Source organism: Streptomyces cinereoruber, from assembly GCF_009299385.1.
GTDB lineage: Bacteria > Actinomycetota > Actinomycetes > Streptomycetales > Streptomycetaceae > Streptomyces > Streptomyces bikiniensis.
This window is the reverse complement of the sequence record NZ_CP023693.1, coordinates 6,590,059-6,605,863: the sequence shown is the minus strand read 5'-3', so window position 1 is coordinate 6,605,863 and position 15,805 is coordinate 6,590,059. Positions and strand designations below refer to the sequence as shown.

Annotated in this window: 14 protein-coding genes and 1 pseudogene; 8 read left to right on the top strand and 7 right to left on the bottom strand. The window is 72.2% G+C overall.

Features of this window, described 5'->3' with window-relative positions; genetic code table 11:
- Nucleotides 1-22: 22 nt before the first annotated feature.
- The 3 genes from CP977_RS29820 to CP977_RS35585 form a co-directional block, all read right to left on the bottom strand.
- The gene (locus CP977_RS29820; protein WP_152371111.1) at nt 23-835 is read right to left on the bottom strand and encodes a hypothetical protein; all 813 of its coding nucleotides are present in this window, start codon (nt 833-835) and stop codon (nt 23-25) included.
- 65 nt (nt 836-900) lie between these two features.
- Nucleotides 901-1,281: a hypothetical protein gene (locus CP977_RS29815; protein WP_062750543.1), complete on the bottom strand. Its 381-nt coding sequence runs from the start codon at nt 1,279-1,281 to the stop codon at nt 901-903.
- A gap of 202 nt (nt 1,282-1,483) precedes the next feature.
- Nucleotides 1,484-1,744 carry a type 1 glutamine amidotransferase family protein gene (locus CP977_RS35585; protein ID WP_372460654.1) on the bottom strand — a complete coding sequence of 87 codons (261 nt, stop codon included), beginning with the start codon at nt 1,742-1,744 and terminating at the stop codon, nt 1,484-1,486.
- Nucleotides 1,745-1,814: 70 nt separating this feature from the next.
- On the opposite strand from CP977_RS35585, the gene CP977_RS29805 reads away from it, so the two are divergent.
- The 7 genes from CP977_RS29805 to CP977_RS29770 all read left to right on the top strand — a co-directional run bounded on the left by CP977_RS29805 (nt 1,815) and on the right by CP977_RS29770 (nt 8,921).
- Complete coding sequence (locus CP977_RS29805) at nt 1,815-2,654, top strand: alpha/beta fold hydrolase (protein ID WP_104860344.1); 840 nt, start codon at nt 1,815-1,817, stop codon at nt 2,652-2,654.
- A 314-nt stretch (nt 2,655-2,968) separates the two neighbouring features.
- Nucleotides 2,969-3,496: a Pycsar system effector family protein gene (locus tag CP977_RS29800; RefSeq protein ID WP_062750547.1), complete on the top strand. Its 528-nt coding sequence runs from the start codon at nt 2,969-2,971 to the stop codon at nt 3,494-3,496.
- Nucleotides 3,497-3,536: 40 nt separating this feature from the next.
- A complete protein-coding gene (locus CP977_RS29795) occupies nt 3,537-4,196 on the top strand; it encodes a Crp/Fnr family transcriptional regulator (protein WP_152371110.1) in 660 nt (219 codons plus the stop codon).
- A 168-nt stretch (nt 4,197-4,364) separates the two neighbouring features.
- Nucleotides 4,365-5,147, top strand: coding sequence for a hypothetical protein (locus tag CP977_RS29790; RefSeq protein ID WP_208421189.1), 783 nt, complete (start codon nt 4,365-4,367; stop codon nt 5,145-5,147).
- A gap of 53 nt (nt 5,148-5,200) precedes the next feature.
- The gene (locus CP977_RS29785; RefSeq protein WP_152371109.1) at nt 5,201-7,486 is read left to right on the top strand and encodes a hypothetical protein; all 2,286 of its coding nucleotides are present in this window, start codon (nt 5,201-5,203) and stop codon (nt 7,484-7,486) included.
- 74 nt (nt 7,487-7,560) lie between these two features.
- Nucleotides 7,561-8,175 (top strand): hypothetical protein, encoded by a 615-nt coding sequence (locus CP977_RS29780; RefSeq protein ID WP_062750555.1) that lies wholly within the window; start codon nt 7,561-7,563, stop codon nt 8,173-8,175.
- 380 nt (nt 8,176-8,555) lie between these two features.
- The gene (locus CP977_RS29770) at nt 8,556-8,921 is read left to right on the top strand and encodes a DUF6221 family protein (RefSeq protein ID WP_152371108.1); all 366 of its coding nucleotides are present in this window, start codon (nt 8,556-8,558) and stop codon (nt 8,919-8,921) included.
- A gap of 34 nt (nt 8,922-8,955) precedes the next feature.
- On the opposite strand, the pseudogene CP977_RS29765 reads toward CP977_RS29770, so the two are convergent.
- From CP977_RS29765 to CP977_RS29750, 4 genes and pseudogenes are all read right to left on the bottom strand, one after another.
- Nucleotides 8,956-9,705 (bottom strand): annotated as a pseudogene (locus CP977_RS29765) (serine/threonine-protein phosphatase); the annotation flags it as partial.
- A 217-nt stretch (nt 9,706-9,922) separates the two neighbouring features.
- Nucleotides 9,923-10,657 carry a dienelactone hydrolase family protein gene (locus tag CP977_RS29760; RefSeq protein ID WP_152371107.1) on the bottom strand — a complete coding sequence of 245 codons (735 nt, stop codon included), beginning with the start codon at nt 10,655-10,657 and terminating at the stop codon, nt 9,923-9,925.
- A gap of 523 nt (nt 10,658-11,180) precedes the next feature.
- A complete protein-coding gene (locus CP977_RS29755; RefSeq protein ID WP_062750562.1) occupies nt 11,181-11,858 on the bottom strand; it encodes a response regulator in 678 nt (225 codons plus the stop codon).
- Nucleotides 11,855-12,979, bottom strand: a complete 1,125-nt coding sequence (locus tag CP977_RS29750; protein WP_062750564.1) for a sensor histidine kinase — start codon at nt 12,977-12,979, stop codon at nt 11,855-11,857. The genes CP977_RS29755 and CP977_RS29750 overlap by 4 nt, the downstream gene beginning before the upstream one ends.
- Nucleotides 12,980-13,440: 461 nt before the next feature.
- Here CP977_RS29750 and CP977_RS29745 point away from each other — a divergent pair, with 461 nt between their 5' ends.
- Nucleotides 13,441-15,711, top strand: a complete 2,271-nt coding sequence (locus tag CP977_RS29745; RefSeq protein WP_152371105.1) for an MMPL family transporter — start codon at nt 13,441-13,443, stop codon at nt 15,709-15,711.
- Nucleotides 15,712-15,805: the final 94 nt, after the last annotated feature.

Genomic DNA, 15,805 nt, shown 5'->3' with positions numbered 1-15,805 from the left:
CTGCGAGCCGGGTACGGGCTCGTCAACCGTCGAGGAAGAAGATCAGCGCCATCACGGCGTGGAGGACGACCATGACGCCGGAACAGAAGACCAGGACGGCGCCCGCGTAGGTGTCCACCAGGTGGGTGAACGGCGGCATCGGCACCAGCACGTCCGCCGGGTCCTCCGGGGGGTGGATCACGGTGATCGTGGGACCGGCCTCGCCGTGCAGAAAGCCGCGGTACGTCCCGGTCGCGTCCGGGTAGACGTACCCCCCACGGGACATCGTGGCCCGGGTGGCGGTCACCGTGACGCCGTACCGGCGCAGCCGGCGTTCCCGCCGCGCGCGGATCACTCCGTACAGGCCCGTCCACAGGCCCAGCCAGGCCAGGCCGCCGAGCAGGATCGTGACGACGACCACCCCCCACTCGTCCAGCACGCCGGCCACCACACAGAGGACGACGAGCGCCAGCAGGTGCCCCAGCACGCCCCGCAGCATCCGGCGGTGGAACCTCGTCCGCCAGGTGGGGGCGAGCGAGCGGACCACGGCGAACGGGGCCCCGTCGACGTCGTCGCTGTCCGTACGGTTCGCCAGGATCGCATTGACCCCGTCGGCGAAGGCGGTGGCCGCCGCCTCGTCCACGTCGTCGATCCGGTACACGCGCGGCGTCGCACCGGCCTTCGCCCGCAGCTCGATCAGGACCGAGCGGCCCTCGGCCCGTATCCGGCCCAGCCCGTCGGGGGTGAAGGTGACCTGCTCGCGCGGGAGGTCGAGGACCAGTCCGATGTCCTCGACGCACAGAACGGCCCCGTCCCGGCCCCGGAGCACGGGAAGGGAGGAAATAGAGATCGACATGCGCATGATCGTAGAGCCGGATGCCGCCGGCCTCACCCGGTCCGCCGGATTCAAGGAGGATCTCGCTACGGGGCCTGTCCTGCGGGTCGGAGCACGGCCTTGCTCCACGTGGTGCGCAGTCCCGTGACGGTGCGGGCGTCCGCGAGGACCTTCTCGCCGCTGAAGGCCGGACCGAAATGCGCGGGGGCCTCCCCGCAGGCGGCGCGCTTCCAACCGCCGAGGACCCGCCGGGCGAGCGCGGCCATGCCGACGTCGCCCATTCCGGCGGGAGGCACCAGAACTCTTTCGCCCGCCACGTCGGCGAGGTGCACGTCCTGCCCGTGCCAACGGTGCACGGTACGGGGCCCGAGTGCGGCGAGGAACCCCTGCCGCTCGACCGGGAGAGCGGTGAGCACGGCGATGTCCGGCCGGAGGTCGGAGCTGCCGGAGGAGCGGTCCGTCCTCACACTCTGGCACGAGACGCCCTCCCGCGAGGGGGATGCGGCAGAGCTCCCCCGGGCACACGGCTGGGCCACTTCCCGGTCCGCCTCCGGCCGCCGGTCGCCGGCCTCGGTCCGACAACCCGCCGTGCGGGCGTACGCGCGTACGTGACCGACCGCCTGCCCGCGCAGGCGTACGCGGCACATGACCGACCGCCCGCCCGCGCCGTCAGATCCCGCCGAAGGTCCGCCGGTAAGCGCCGGGGGTGGCGCCGAAGCGTGTCCGGAAGCGGCGGCGCAGGTTGACCGCCGAGGCCAGTCCGACCCGGACGGCGCCGGTCGGCAGGGGCCCGGGGTGCTCGGCGCAGACCCGGAAGTCGTGGCGGGGCGGCGCGTCCGGCGGGGCGATGCCGAAGACCTCGGAGGCACAGGCCAGTTCGAAGGGCGGCTGCGGCGGGGTGACCAGGGCCACCACGCGGTGAAGCGACATGGCGAGAATGTACCCGAGGGAGTCGTTCCGGACTCTCGTCCGGGAGAACGGGCCCGGCCACAGTGGGCCCATGAACGAGATCGTCGAATCGACGGTGCTGCGGACCGAGGTCCGGGTCGACGGCGAGCCGGCGAGCTACCTGACCGTCGAGCGGGACGGCCCGGTCGTGCTCCTGCTGCACGGCACCTACTGGAGCCGGGTCTGGCTTCCGGTGCTGGACCTCCTGGGCGCGGCGGGGCTGCGTCCCATAGCGGTGGACCTTCCCGGACTCGGGCGCTCGGGAGGCGAACTCACCCCGGAGACGGGTGCGGTCCCGGCCCTCGCGGACTGGGTGGCGCGCTTCGCCTCGGCGCTCGGGCTCTCCGGTCCGGTCGCCGTGGCGGGACACGACATCGGCGGCGCCGTCGCCCAGCACCTCCTCGTCCGCGGCCGACTGGAGGTGTCCCGGCTGGCCCTGGTCGACTCGGTCACCTACGACTCCTGGCCGGTGTCCGGCGTGGCCCGGTTCCGGGACCCGGCGGTCGTCGCCGCGACCACCGCCGACGAGATCCTCGCCGCCCGCCGCCGGGCCGTGGCCGAAGGGCTGGCCGGTGCCGCCACCGAGCAGCGGATCGCGGACTACCTGGACCCGTGGACCGATGCGCGGGTCCGCCGCTCCTGGATGGCCCTGGTGGGGGCGGCCGACCACCGCTACACCCGGGACCTCCTCCCCGACCTGCGGCGGAACGGGACACCCAAGCTGTTGGTCTGGGGCGAGGACGACGGCTTCCAGAAGGTGGCGTACGCCGAGCGGTTCGCCTCGGAGATCCCGAACACCACGCTCCTGCGCATCCCGGACGCGGGACACGTTCCCATGGAGAACGCGCCCGGCGAGGTCGCACGCGCGCTCGCCGACTTCTTCAGGGCGTGAGCCCCGCCCGCTCGTCCCGGTCGTCGCCCGGGCTCTTCGCGGAGCGTCCTGTCGGGCTGGTGCGCCGGTCGGCGCTCCGGTGCTCTCAGGCCGATCAGCCCGCCCCGGGCCGGGCCCGTGACCGGTGACGGAATCACCGCCCAGTCCGCGCGGGCATCATGTCCGGCCTCTCCACCGGCCCGCCGTGGAGAAACCGGCCCGGCCGCCCCGGTGTGGCCCTCCGCGCATGTGCCGGGCCATGTGCTGGGCACCACCGGACGCGTGCCCGCGGGACAGTGGTCGCACCGACGCGGATTTCCGTCACTGGAGGCACCATGCACTCGGGTCAGAACGCCACCATGCCGCTACCGGAAGGAACCCTGGAGACCATCAGGCTCCGTTCGGCGGAGATGTTCGTCGAGGTGCAGCGAGCGGACACCAAGGCGGCCGCACTCTTCGGAGTGACGGGGGGCCTCCTCGCGGCAGTGCTGGCCTGCGCCCTGTCGGACAGCGTCCAGCGCGCGGGACGGCCTCTCCTCGTTCCTCTGGGGGTACTGTCCCTGCCGCTGCTGGTCGCGGTGGTCATGGCCTTGACCGCGTTGCGCCCGACGCTCGACTGGCAGTGCGGCTTGCCGCTCCGCGCAGAGAGGCACTTCGACAGCGGTACGACTCCCCCTCGCTGGATTCGGCGGATCCAGCCCCTGGGCCAGCAGGACCAGATCCTGGCCGAGGTGAGACGTCTGGTCATGCTCCGGTCCTTGGCACGGCGCAAGTACCGGCTGATCAGGCTGGCTGTGGACCTCGTCGTGACGGCCCACGGCATGGCCGGAACGACGCTGTTGATCACAGCACTCGCGCTCTGAAACGGTGTTGTGACTTTTGGTCACATCGCTTTGGGGGGACATGTACCAGCCACACCGTGCGCTCATCGGAGACCACCTCTGGACCGCGATGTGCGAGCTCGCTCCGGGCCATCTGCGCCCTGCCCGCAGCGTGCTCCTGCGTCAAGGAGATCCGGCGACCCATGTGATCCTGCTGGACTCCGGGTCGACTCTCGTGACCTTGTCGGGCGCGGAGGGCGAACGCACACTGCTGGCGGTCCGGGGACCGGGAGAACTGCTCGGCGAACTCGCCGTACTGGACGAGAAGCCCCGGTCGGCCACGGTGATCGCCGCCGAACGCTGTCGCGTTCACCTCATTCCCGCCTCCAGCTTCCTCCTCTTCGTCGAAGAACACGGCCTGCTCGCTCCGCTTCTGCGCCATGCGATCACCCGTGTGAGGGAGTCCGAGGCGGTACGGCTGGAGTTCGCCACCGCCGATGTCCCGCTCCGTCTCGCCGGGGCTCTCGGCCGACTGGTGCGGGCGGGATCGCAGGCCTCCGGCGAGCCGAGCGTCCGGCTCACCCAGGTAGAGCTTTCCCAAATGATCGGGGCGTCCCGAAACGCCGTGGGCTCGGCCATCAAGCCGTGGCGAGAGCGCGGATGGCTGGAGACGGAAGCCGGCGGGGGACTGGTCATCCACGACATCCACGCCATCGAGCAGGACGCGCGCCACACGACGTGATCGACCTTACGGTGCCGGTGCCCACTGCTGGGCACCGGCGAAGCCTCCGCCGTTTCAGCATGGGGCCTTCCCGATCGTCGCCGCACCCGAAAGGCGGGTCCCACCGTGCCCTCCCCTCTCGTTCCCTCTTCCGCCGTCCCACCGGAGCGGGCCCTGCTGACAGTGGACATGCAGGATTACAGCCGCGTCCCGGAAGCCCGCATGGCGTCGGTGCGCTCGGACCTGGACCTCGTGCTCGCCACCGCCCTCGCCCAGAGCGGGCTCAAGCCACCTCCCACCGACGACCCCGCCTTCAAGGACACCGGGGACGGAGCCATCCTCGTACTGCCCGCCGAGGACGTGGCCCTGCTGGTCGACCCGCTGCTCGGACATCTGCACTCCGCCCTCGTCCGCTACGACCGTGAGCGCCTCGCGGCATCTCCGCCGATGAGACTGCGCGTCGCCGTCCACGTCGGGCCCCTGTCCCAGCCCGATCATCGCGGGGACGCCATCAACGACGTGTGCCGGCTGCTGAACAGCACGGCCCTGCGCACCGCCTTGTCCGCCGCCCGCGAGCACGACGGCTTTCTCGCGGCCGCCGTGTCGGACCCCGCCTTCCGACGCACCGTACGCGCCGGCCGCACCCCGGAGCTGCCCGAGAGGCAGTTCCTGGCCACCACGGCCCACGTCCGGGACAAGCCCCATTTCGCCGAGCCCTGCCACCTCTACGTACCGCGTCTGGTCCCGCAACTGCTCGCGCCCTACCTCTCGGCTGTAGCCCCTCCGGCAGCGTGGACGGTGGATCCGGTCGCGGCTCCGGAACCCGGATCCACCCAGCCGTCCGGCCGGGCCTCCACACCGGTTCGAGACGTTCACGGGCCCGCTCCGACCTTCCAGTTCAACGGGGAGATGCACGACACGACCGTGGCGCACGACATCGAGTACCTGCGCATCGACCGCCGCGGCCGCTGACCCCGCCCGTCACCACTCCCCTCAGCCCTGACGAGACAAGGACCTCCACCCGCATGTCCGACGATCCCGTGCGCTCCGCTTCCGACCCGGACGAGTTCCGGACGCCTCCCACCGCTCCACCCGCCCCTCCCGCGGAGAACCGCTCCTGGTTCCCCCGGCGGGAGGGAACGCCGAAGCCTGCTTCCACCAGGGGTCCCGAAACGATCGCCTCCTCGCCCCCGTCCGCTCCCCCGCCCCCGCCCCCGGTCGGGACGGTCGCGTGGCGGTCCGCACCGGTGCCGCCCGAGGTCGTACTGCCCTCCCCCACCGCGCCCGTGGCGATCCAGCAGGCCGATGTCGTGGCCCACACCGTCAGCAACCTCCACATCGAGAAACGCACACGTGACGTGCTGGACGGAGCCCGCCTCGACCGGGACGACATCCGTCGGCAGCCATTCGTACGCGACGACGAGTGGAACGACGTCTGGGACAAGGTGGTCGACCCGGCGACGTCACGTCCGAACCAGCGCGCTCTCCTGATCGTCGCACCGGGTTCCTACGGCTCCACCACCTTCGCCCTCCAGCTCCTGGCACGCCACACCGGTCCCCACATCGGCCTCGTGAAACTGGACGCGGACTGGACCGCTCCCAGGGTCGGAAGGCTGCCGCTGGCAGAGCGGGTCGCCTTCCAGCTCGACCTCAAGGACCCCGACCGCGATCGCCCGTCGGCCGACTTCGTCTCAGCTCTGGACCGGCACGCACAGGACCTCGAAGCATGCGATTCCTACCTGGTCATCACCGTGGCGGAGGAACTCTACGACCACATGCCGTCCCTGCCCGGACCGCACGTGCAGGTCGTGCGTCTGCATGCCCCGCCGCCCGCCCGTCAGGTCGTCGAGGCTCATCTGCGCGCACGTGACTGTGCGGGGCTGATTCCCTACCTGGACGCCCTGGACCCGGCGAGGGTGTCGCTCGGCGGGCTCGACGCGGTCGAGGCGGTGCGCGCCGCCGGCGCCGTCGTCACCGCGTGGCAGGAGTACGAGCGCGTCACCCGTACCGCCGTCGCCGTCTCTGACCCGCACACGGTGGCGTCCGACAGCGAGCTCGCGGGGCGGATCACGGACGCCCTGTCGGACTGGCGCGACAAGCTCGACGGTCTCTTCGGCGAGAGGGCGACCGTTCACGCCGGGAAGGACGCGTCCCTCACCTTCGACGACCGCTGTCTGCTGCTGTCGCTGGCAGCCCGCCAGTCTTCGCCCCTCCCGGACATCGCGCAGTCGGCACGCGCGTTGCAGGAGACCATCGCCTCGACCGACTCCGGGCGTACCGCGCTCGGCTCCGGCGCCCAGGCCGTCTTCGCCGGCCGCGGGCTGCGCCGCCGCGTCATCGACGTGGGCGGTTCCGTCGATTCCCATGACGCGGTCGTCTTCGACCGGCCCGGTTACGGGAAGGCGGTGCTCACCTACGTATGGGACAACTACGAGGTGATGCGCCGGCCCCTCCTGCAGTGGCTGGTCAAGGACGGAGGGGCCTCCGCCGCCGCGTACTCCGTCGACGCCGTCTCCGCTCTCGTCCTGCGTCAGGGAGGAACCGAGCACCTCGGTCTGCTCGGCAGCGTCGCGCGCGGAGCGAAGAGCGATCTGTTGCCGGCCGTGATGCTCCGGGCCGTGCGCGACGAACACATCGGCCGACGGGCGTGGGGCACGCTGTACCGGTGGGCGGGCACTCAGGAGTTCGCCGGTTCGGTCGTCGCCATCTGCCGGCGCGTCCTGAACGACCGGGAGGCGACCGCCTCGATGGCCAAGATGGCCATGGTCCGGCTGCGTCGCGTCGTTCACGCGTCGCCCGCGGAGGACATCGGGAACGCCGTCCTGGAGGTGTTCACCGAATTGTCGGGACAGCCCGGCGGCGTCGAACGGCTCGCGGAGGAGGTACAGGCGTGGCAGGACGCGAAGGCGAGCAGTCGCGCCGGGGGCCTCGCCTTCCTGGCCCTGATGTCGATTCCCCAGAAGCCGCTCCCCCGCCTGATGACGGACGGCGAGAATCTCGGCATCGACGTGGACCGTGCGCTCCGGGACCTTCTCGGTGACGTGAGCACGGCCCCGGACGTCATCCCCCGCCTCTCCTCCTGGATCGCGGCGTCCGTCTCCGACCCGAGCGCCTACGACGAGGTGGTCGCCCGACTCGTTCCCGTGCTGCGCGGGCACCGGATGTTCCAGGCGTCCATGGACCTGATGCAGGCGCTCAAGGAGGTTCGCACGACCGACGGAGAGAACGCCGGGGCGGACTTCTACCGGCAGCTCGTGGACAAGCGGTTCCGCCCCCTGATCAGCATCGGGGAATCGGAGGATCCGGCATGAGGCGATTCTGGTCCCCGGCCGCGCGGACCACTCGTTGCCCCGCTCCGCGGCAGCTGCCGAGTGCGACCTTAGGGGTGCCTTTCGAGGCCACCTTCACCATCACCTGGAGGCCGACCCGGCGCAGTCGGCCGAACATCGAGGAATGGGTACGGGAGCGCACCGTCACCGACGCCGCGAACGTCCTGGCGCGCCTGCCGGCCACCGACGTACAGACCGCGCAGGACACGGTGAACGCCGTGCTCGGCGAACCGCACCGCTTCCGCACGGCCCACTACCGCCTCGTGCGCGTCCATGCCGATCTGCGGTTGACGGCTGCTTCCCACCGGATCCTGGCGCAGCGGCAGGAGGACGAGGAACGGGTGCGCCGGCTGCGCTTCCTCAGGGCCGAACTGTACGAACACCCCTCCTTGCTGCTCCTGGACCGCATCGAACGGAGCACCGACCCCCTGGACCCCCGGCAGGTGGCGGACTGGCAACGCGTGGCCCGGTCAGTGGCCGCGTCCGAGGAATGGTGGCGGCCACTCCTGGAGCAGTGGGAGCAGGTGGGCCGGGGCTTCACCGACGCCGAGATGCAGAACCGGGTGCTTCACGTCCTGCACGACGCCCTCGCCGCCCTCACGCAAGAGGAAGCAAATCCGGCGGAAGCCGCTCAGCAGACCGGAAAGAACCATCTGCGCAGCGCAGGATGAGAGAGGTGAAGCTGACACTGTGGCGACTGGTCCTCGACCCCGTCACCAGTTGGCGGGCACGCCGTCTGCAACGAGCGCGCCCCGGCACGCCGTTCGACGCGGCCTGGCGCAGTTCACGCATGCTGTCGGCACCGGACGAGATGGTCTATCGGTTGCACGGCCACACCGCGCACCCGCGCCCGTCCCGGGGTGAACCGCCGAAGGAGAGGTGGTAGGCCCACAGCTCCTCAGGAGGGGTCCACTGCGGAACGGCCCTGCCGAAGCGGCTCGTCCGCATCACCGGTCGGCCGCTCCGCTCCCCCTCCGGCGTTGGGGAAGCAGCCCTGTCAGACCTGTCCGGCATGATGCCCTCTTCAGCTGTCCACCGAGGGGGATCATCGATGAGAAGTGATGAAGTGGCGGGCCTGGCGCATTTCCTCCGGGCTCGCATCGACGAGGACGAAGCTGCGGCAGAGGCCGTGAGGCCCGGCGCGGCCGAGGACACCGGAGGGCTGAAGGACAGGGTTCTCGCCGATGTCGCCGCCAAGCGGGGGGTCCTGCGTTTCGTGGAGAGGATGCAGCAGGACGCGGGACACGAAGACTTCATGGTTCACGGCCCCGCCATGGTTGCGCTCTCCGTGACTGCGTTCCCACTCCGCCACCTTGTTGCGGCATATGTCGCACACCCGGACTTCTGCCCTGAGTGGAAGCCGAACGAGGAGGAAGTCGAGCGGGACCCGAGATTCGATCGCCCCGGCCGGGCATAGGTCACGGACCGGCATGGGGGGCGCCGCTCGGGATGGCTTCCTTCAGGGCCTCGCCGAGCCCAGTGCGGCGGGCGCCGCGGGAGGCGTTGACCAGGAGGGTGGCCATGAGGGAGGCGTCGACGTCGTGGCCCATGGCATCGGTGATCGACAGGTGCAGGGTGTCCTGGTCGAGGGCGTAGTCGTAGGTGTCGCCGGCGACGCCGTCGGCGGGGACCAGCGCGCAGGCGAGGGCGAACTCGGCCTCCTCCACGGAGGAGGCGGAGGGCAGGAGCCGGCGCTGGATCTCGGCGGCCAGGGCGACCGGGGTGGTGCGCCGGCCCCAGTGGTGGAGGTCGGTGAAGCGGCGGTCGGTGAAGCGGCGGTCGGTGACGACGATGTAGGCCAGCGCGTGCGCCACCCACTCCACCTGCTCCAGGACGTCGTCGGTGACCTCGGACAGGGGCAGCTCCAGGATGCCGATGGCGTCGCCGCGGTTGGTGACCGGGACGAGAACCCGCCGCCCGTCGCCCCCGTCCTCGCCCCGGATCGACTTCTGGGTGCGCAGGACCTCTTCGTGGACGCTGCCGGCCGGCGGGATCCGATCGGCGCGGCGGCCCTGCCGCGTCTCGGTCTCCTCGGTGACCCGCACCACCTTCCGGCCGACGACGTCCAGGACCAGGAACGACACGTACCGTGCGCCGAACCGTTCCCGCAGGTTGCGCGCCACCACGTCGAGCGAGGCCACCGGCGAGGCGTCCTCGGCAGCGGCCAGCACCTCGGCCAGCCCGATCCGCTCGTCCGTCATCGTCGCCTCCCAGCGTCCGCACCCGCACGTCCCGACAGCACCACGAGCGTCGCCCTTCCGCGCCTCCGGACTGCGAAACGGATCGCTTTCGTGCCCCGTACGGGCCAGGCAGGACCCGCCGGGAGACCTTCCGGGAGCCGGCCTCCTGCCCGAGGCGTACGGCCCGGCAGCGCCGCCCGGAGCCGTGTACGTCGGGTCCGTCCTCCGCGCGGGATTCTCAGCCGCTGCCCAGGGCGCGGCGCAGAAGGGGGAGCAGGCTGTCCCAATGGCGCTTCAGCCCGGAGGCGCTGAAAGCGTCGGTGTCGGCCATGGTGAAGCCATGGGCGGTGCCGGGGTAGATCTCGGAGGTGTGGCTGACGCCCGCGACGTCCAGGGCCCGGTTGAGCTTGCCGAGGGCCTCGGGCGTCAAGTCGCTCTCGGCGTGGCCGAAGTGGACCTCGGCGGTGATCTTCGAGAAGCCGTCGGGCCCGTCGATCGCCACCGGTCCGTGGAACGCGGCGAGGGCGGCCACCTGGCCGGGGTGGGCCGCGGCGGTACGTGTCGCCAGGAGGCCGCCGATGCAGTAGCCGGTCACCCCGACCGGCCCGGCGCCGACCTCGGGCTGAGCTTCGAGGAACGCGAGGTAGGCGTCGGCGTCGCTCAGGGCGCGTTCCGTGGTGTGTGCCTCGATCATCGGCATCAGCTGGGCGAAGACGGCGGGCCGGGTCTCGTCTCCGATGTGCTCGGGAAGCTCGATCACCGGAGTCGGGCCGTGCCGGTGGAAGATGTTGGGGACGAGCACGTAGTACCCGTGCCCGGCCAGTTCGCGGGCCATCTCCCTCAGCACGGGCCGGATGCCGAAGCCGTCCGTGTACATCAGCACCCCCGGGTGCCGTCCGCCGCCCTCGGGCAAAGCGGCGAACGCGTCGGCGTGGCCGTCCGCAGTGGGAATCCGCAGCGTCTTGATGGGCATGAAGTCTCCTGTCGTGATCGACGTTTCGATCCTGTGGTCAACACGACGGGGGGCGGGGCCCGCGCGGCGGCGCGAGGACCTCGACCGAACAGCGGGCCCGCACAGGGCCGTACGGCGCTCAGCGGAGCACCGGGTCACCGATCCGTGCGCGGCGCGACGCCATCCCGGTAGTCATCTCCCCAACATAGGCCACAGCCCGCCCCTCCGGTGCAACACCATGACAAGAAGAAGAACGCGCGGGCCGTCACACCGCACACTCGCGGAGCGAACGGCCCTGCCCGACTGCTGCCGACGGCAGCGACGACGCCCCTCGCACCACCGGCTCCGGGCTGTCCGGGGAAGCTCAACCGCACCTGGCGGTCGGGGTTGTCTTTGCCGGTGTCCACCAACCTCCGCAAGGACAACCCGTACGGTAGCCGTCCGGCCGACGACCCGGTTCTTCGGCCCGCTCTGCCGCCCGGTTGCAGTCAGCGGTGTGGACCGCGTACGTGCGCGTACGGGTCCTCGTGCCGGGCCGGTGGGCTCACGGCTCTCGTCGTGCCGTCACCAGGCCCGTCTCGTAGGCGGCGATGACCGCCTGGGCCCGGTCGCGGACCCGCAGCTTGGCGAAGAGGGCGGTGATGTGGTTCTTCACGGTGGAGGCGCTCAGACCGAGCCGGTCGGCTATCTCCGTGTTGTCCGAGCCGTCGGCGATCAGCCGCCACACCTCCCGCTCCCGCGGCGTGAGCCCCTCGGCTCCGGAGGGTGCCGGGGGCACGGCCCGGCGGTCCGGGGCCCTGACGTGCCGGGAGATGAGTCGGGTCAGGAGTCTCGGTGCGAGGATCGCCTCGCCGTCGCGGACCACGCGCAGGGCGGCGACGAGGTCCTCGGGCGAGATGTCCTTGGGCAGGAAGCCGCACGCCCCGGCCCTCAGGGCACCCACGACGTGTTCGTCCATGTCGAAGGTGCTCAGGGCCAGGACCCGGCAGTCCGGCAACTCGGCGGTGAGCCGCTCGGTGGCGGCGATGCCGTCCAGGACCGGCATGCGGATGTCCATGACGATCACGTCGGGCCGGTGCTCGTGGGCGAGGCGGACCGCCTCGGCGCCGTCCGCGGCCTCGGCCACGACCTGGAAACCCGGTTCGGGGGCGAGCATCAGGGCGAGGCCGCGGCGGACGAGCGGCTGGTCGTCGGCGATGAGGACCTTCACGGTCGCGCTCACGCGTACGCCTCCTGACGGTCGGCGGGCAGGGGCAGCCGGGCCCGGACGGCGAATCCCGCGCCCTCCGGCCCGGCCCGCAGGGTGCCGCCGTGGAGGGCGACGCGTTCACGCATCCCCATGAGTCCGTGACCCGCGCCGCGTGCGACGGGACGGCCGGAACGCGGACCGTCGTCGGTGACGGCGACCCGCACCTCCTGGACGGCGAAGGTGAGCCGCACGTCGACGTGCGCACCGTCGCCCGCGTGCCTGCGGGCGTTGGTGAGGGCCTCCTGGACGATGCGGAAGACGGTGAGTGCGACACCGGGCGGAAGCGACCGCGGATCGCCGTCCGTGGTGAGGGTGGTGGGAAGGCCCGCGCGGCGACTGTCCCCGACGATGCGGTCGAGGTCGCCGATGCCGGGCTGCGGCGCCGTCGCCTCGCCCTCGTCGTTCTCGTCGCCGGCCCGTAGCACGTCGAGGAGGTGGCGCATCTCGCGCAGGGCGGTGCGACCGGAGCCCTCGAGGGTGACGAGTGCCTCGCGGGCTGCCTCCGGCGAGCGGTCCAGGTTGGCCCGGGCGCCTCCGGCGAGCAGCTGCATCGTGGTCAGGTGGTGGGCGACGATGTCGTGCAGTTCCCGGGCGATGCGGCGCCGTTCGTCGGAGACGGCCCGCTCGGCGAGCAGCCGCCGCTGGGCCTCGGCGTTGCGCTGCCAACGGCCGACCACGACGGCGGCGCCGGCCACGAACAGCGCGGACACGACGTTGGGGACGAAGTCCGTCAGGGAGGGCGCGGGCAGTCCCGGGTGGACGAACTGGAGCACCGCGACGCAGCCGGCGACGGCCGCCGCGCCGACCGCGGCGCTGTGGTGACGTACGGCGGTGTAGAGGGCGACGACGGTGGCCGCCCCGTAGTGCTGGCCCACGGGGCTGAACCAGTTGAGCGACAGGTTCACCGCGAGGACGCACGCGAGGACGCACAGGGGCGCGCGTCGGCGCGCCAGCAGGAACAGCGAGGCGGCGACCACGACCAGGCACCCGGCCACCGGCACGTGGCCCCGGTCCGTCTGGCTGGTGAAGGTGAAGCCCACGAGGTCGACGGCCGCGGCACCGGCGGCGACGAGTCCGTCGTGCCGGCTCCACAATCCCGGCCTTCCGCGTCGGCTCCCCGTCCCGGCTCCGCCGGAGACCGTCCCGCTCGCGCCGTCCGGAAGCCCGGCGCCGGACGTGCTCGCCCGGCCCCGCGCCCGACCGGGGCGCGTTCCGTCCGCGCGCCGCCCCATCCCCGCCTCCCCTGCGCATCCATGCTTTCCCGGGGCCGCCGCAGCGGCCCATGACCTGCGGTTCGTCCCCCGAGTCTCCCATGGTGCCGGTGCGCCGGGGCCGTGGCGTCGGGAGCGGGAGGGAGTTGTGACCGGGAGCAGGCTCCCAGTGGCCGGACGGTGCGGGCCCGTGCTCCCAGTGGGTTTCTCGTCCCCGGCTCCGAGGTGCGGGCCGTGCGCCGCTGATGTGCTGGACACGTGCCGGAACGCCCCGGCACGGGGCGCCGCCCCGGACGTCCACGGTCCTGCGGCCCCCTCACCCGTACCCTTCCCGGAGGACTCCCGTGATTCGTGCCCTGACCGGTTTCTCGACCCGCAGACCGTGGCGGGTCATCGTCGTGTGGGCGGTGGTCGGCGTCTTCGTGACGATCATGGGCCAGGCTCTCGTCTTCCGCGTGACGCACACCGACAGCGCCGGTTTCCTGCCCGCGGAGTACGACGCGGCAGCGGCGCTGCGGATCGCCCGGGAGGAGTTCGGCGCGGAGCCCGACGCCGACACGGTGACGGTGCTGGTGGCGCGGCGCGACGGCAGGCCGCTGGAGGACGCGGACAGGGAACGCGTGGAGGGCGTGGCGCGCGAACTGAGCGCCACGCGCGTGGAGATGCCGTGGACGGACGAACAGATACGGGGGCTCTCCGAGGACTACTCCCAGGCCCCTCGCGTGGCGCTGGTGACGACCGCCCCCGACAGGTCGTTCGCGCTGCTCGGCGCACGGCTGCGGGGCAACTCCACCGATCCCGGCATGCAGTCCGTGTACCGGGTCTTCCACGACCGGGCCGAGCAGGAGTTCGGTGAGGTCGGGCTGCGCACGGGGTTCACCGGGGGCCTGGCGGACGTGGTGGACCGCGCCGACGCGGAGAAGACCACGCAGACGGTGGTCGGCCTCGTGATGGTCGGACTGATCGTGCTGATCAACGTGCTGGTGTTCCGCAGCGTCCTGGCCGCCTTCGTCCCCCTGTTCGCGGTGTCCGTGGTGGGCGGCGCCGCCACCGGCACGGTCGTGGGAGCCGCCCTCCTGACCGGTCTGGAACTGGACCCGGGCACCCCGGGCATGATCGGCACCGTGTTGATCGGCATCGGCGTGGACTACTTCCTCTTCCTGCTGTTCCGCTTCCGCGAGGAGCTGCGGCGGCGCCCGGAGGAACACCACCGCCTGGTGGCCGCGGACGTGGCCGGACGGGTGGGCACGGCGGTGACCTCGGCGGCGCTGACGATCGTGGCGGCCTTCGCGACGCTCGGTGTGGCCACGTTCGGGCAGTTCCGGGTCCTCGGCCCCTCGGTGGCGGTGTCGGTCCTGGTGATGCTGGTGGCGAGCCTGACCCTGATGCCGGCGTTGCTGGCGGTGACCGGCCGGAAGATGTTCTGGCCCTCGCGGATCCTCTCGAAGGCCGAGCGGACCGGCCCGGCCGCCCGCACCGGCGAACTGGTGGCGCGCCGTCCGCTGCTGGTGCTCGTGGCGTCGGTCGCCCTCCTCGGCGCGCTCGCGGTCGGCACGGTGGGCGTCCGCATGGACTTCGGGACCGGCGGCACCCCGCACGACACGGCGGCCGCCGCGACGGCGCGGGAGATCTCCGACGCCCTGCCGGCGGGGGTGTCCGACCCGACGACGGTGTACGTCACCGCCGACGACGGCCGGACCCTGGACCCCGCCGGCCTTGACGTCCTGCGTCGGGCTCTCTCCGGGGTGGCCGGAGTGGGAGAGGTGGCCGCCCCCGTGCTCGACGCCGACCGCACCGCCGCCCGGCTGGACGCCTATCTGACGGTGGACGCCCAGTCCCAGCGCGCCCGGGATCTCGTGACGGGGCCCGTGCGCCAGGCCGTACGGGAGGCGACGCCGACCGGTACCAGCGCACACGTGGGAGGCACCGCGGCCGTGTTCGCCGACGTGGCGACCGCGGTCGACCGGGACCTCCGGACGGTGTTCCCGGTGGCCGCGGCACTGATCGCGCTGATCCTGGTGGTGCTGCTGCGCAGCCTGGCGGCCCCGGTGGTGCTGATGCTCTCGGTCGGACTGTGCTTCGCGGCGACGTTCGGTGCCTCCGCCCTGGTCTTCCAGCACATCGGCGGTGAGCCGGGGGTGAACTTCGTCCTGCCGTTGGTGCTGTTCCTGTTCGTCGTGGCGCTGGGCACCGACTACAACATCCTCGTCAGCGACCGCCTGCGTGAGGAGATGGCCCACGGAGGCCCCGCCCGTGCCGCCGTGGCCCGCGCGGTACGGCACACGGCGCCGGCCGTCGCCACGGCCGGTGTGGTCCTGGCGGCCTCCTTCGGCAGCCTCGCGGTGAACGCGGACGCCTCCACCCGCCAGCTGGGCTTCGCCACGGCCCTGGGCATCCTCCTGTCCTCCTTCGTCCTGTCGCTCCTGCTCGTCCCGGCGGCCGCGGCACTGCTGGGCCGAGGGATGTGGTGGCCGGTGCGCGGGGCGCGAAGCCGGGATGACGGGGCCCGCCCCGCGGACGGGTGGGACGCCGGGCCCCTCGCTCCGCACGACGGGGAGGAACCCTTGCGGTCGCGACCGCTTGCGGACTGTTCGAGGAAGCTCAACCGCACCTGACGGCCCGTCCCGTCGACGTTCTCGTCCGCCGGGCGTCGCCCCGCGCGAGGAGAACCCCTGGGCTGCGTCGTGCCGACGCTCCGGCCGGGCAGGA

What these genes read in the sequence shown, in the direction of transcription:
- CP977_RS29820 (WP_152371111.1), bottom strand. Translation starts at nt 835, where the DNA reads ATGTCGATCTCTATTTCCTCCCTTCCCGTGCTCCGGGGCCGGGACGGG.
- CP977_RS35585 (WP_372460654.1), bottom strand. Translation starts at nt 1,744, where the DNA reads ATGTCGCTTCACCGCGTGGTGGCCCTGGTCACCCCGCCGCAGCCGCCC.
- CP977_RS29805 (WP_104860344.1), top strand. Translation starts at nt 1,815, where the DNA reads ATGAACGAGATCGTCGAATCGACGGTGCTGCGGACCGAGGTCCGGGTC.
- CP977_RS29800 (WP_062750547.1), top strand. Translation starts at nt 2,969, where the DNA reads ATGCACTCGGGTCAGAACGCCACCATGCCGCTACCGGAAGGAACCCTG.
- CP977_RS29795 (WP_152371110.1), top strand. Translation starts at nt 3,537, where the DNA reads ATGTACCAGCCACACCGTGCGCTCATCGGAGACCACCTCTGGACCGCG.
- CP977_RS29790 (WP_208421189.1), top strand. Translation starts at nt 4,365, where the DNA reads ATGCAGGATTACAGCCGCGTCCCGGAAGCCCGCATGGCGTCGGTGCGC.
- CP977_RS29785 (WP_152371109.1), top strand. Translation starts at nt 5,201, where the DNA reads ATGTCCGACGATCCCGTGCGCTCCGCTTCCGACCCGGACGAGTTCCGG.
- CP977_RS29770 (WP_152371108.1), top strand. Translation starts at nt 8,556, where the DNA reads ATGAGAAGTGATGAAGTGGCGGGCCTGGCGCATTTCCTCCGGGCTCGC.
- CP977_RS29760 (WP_152371107.1), bottom strand. Translation starts at nt 10,657, where the DNA reads ATGCCCATCAAGACGCTGCGGATTCCCACTGCGGACGGCCACGCCGAC.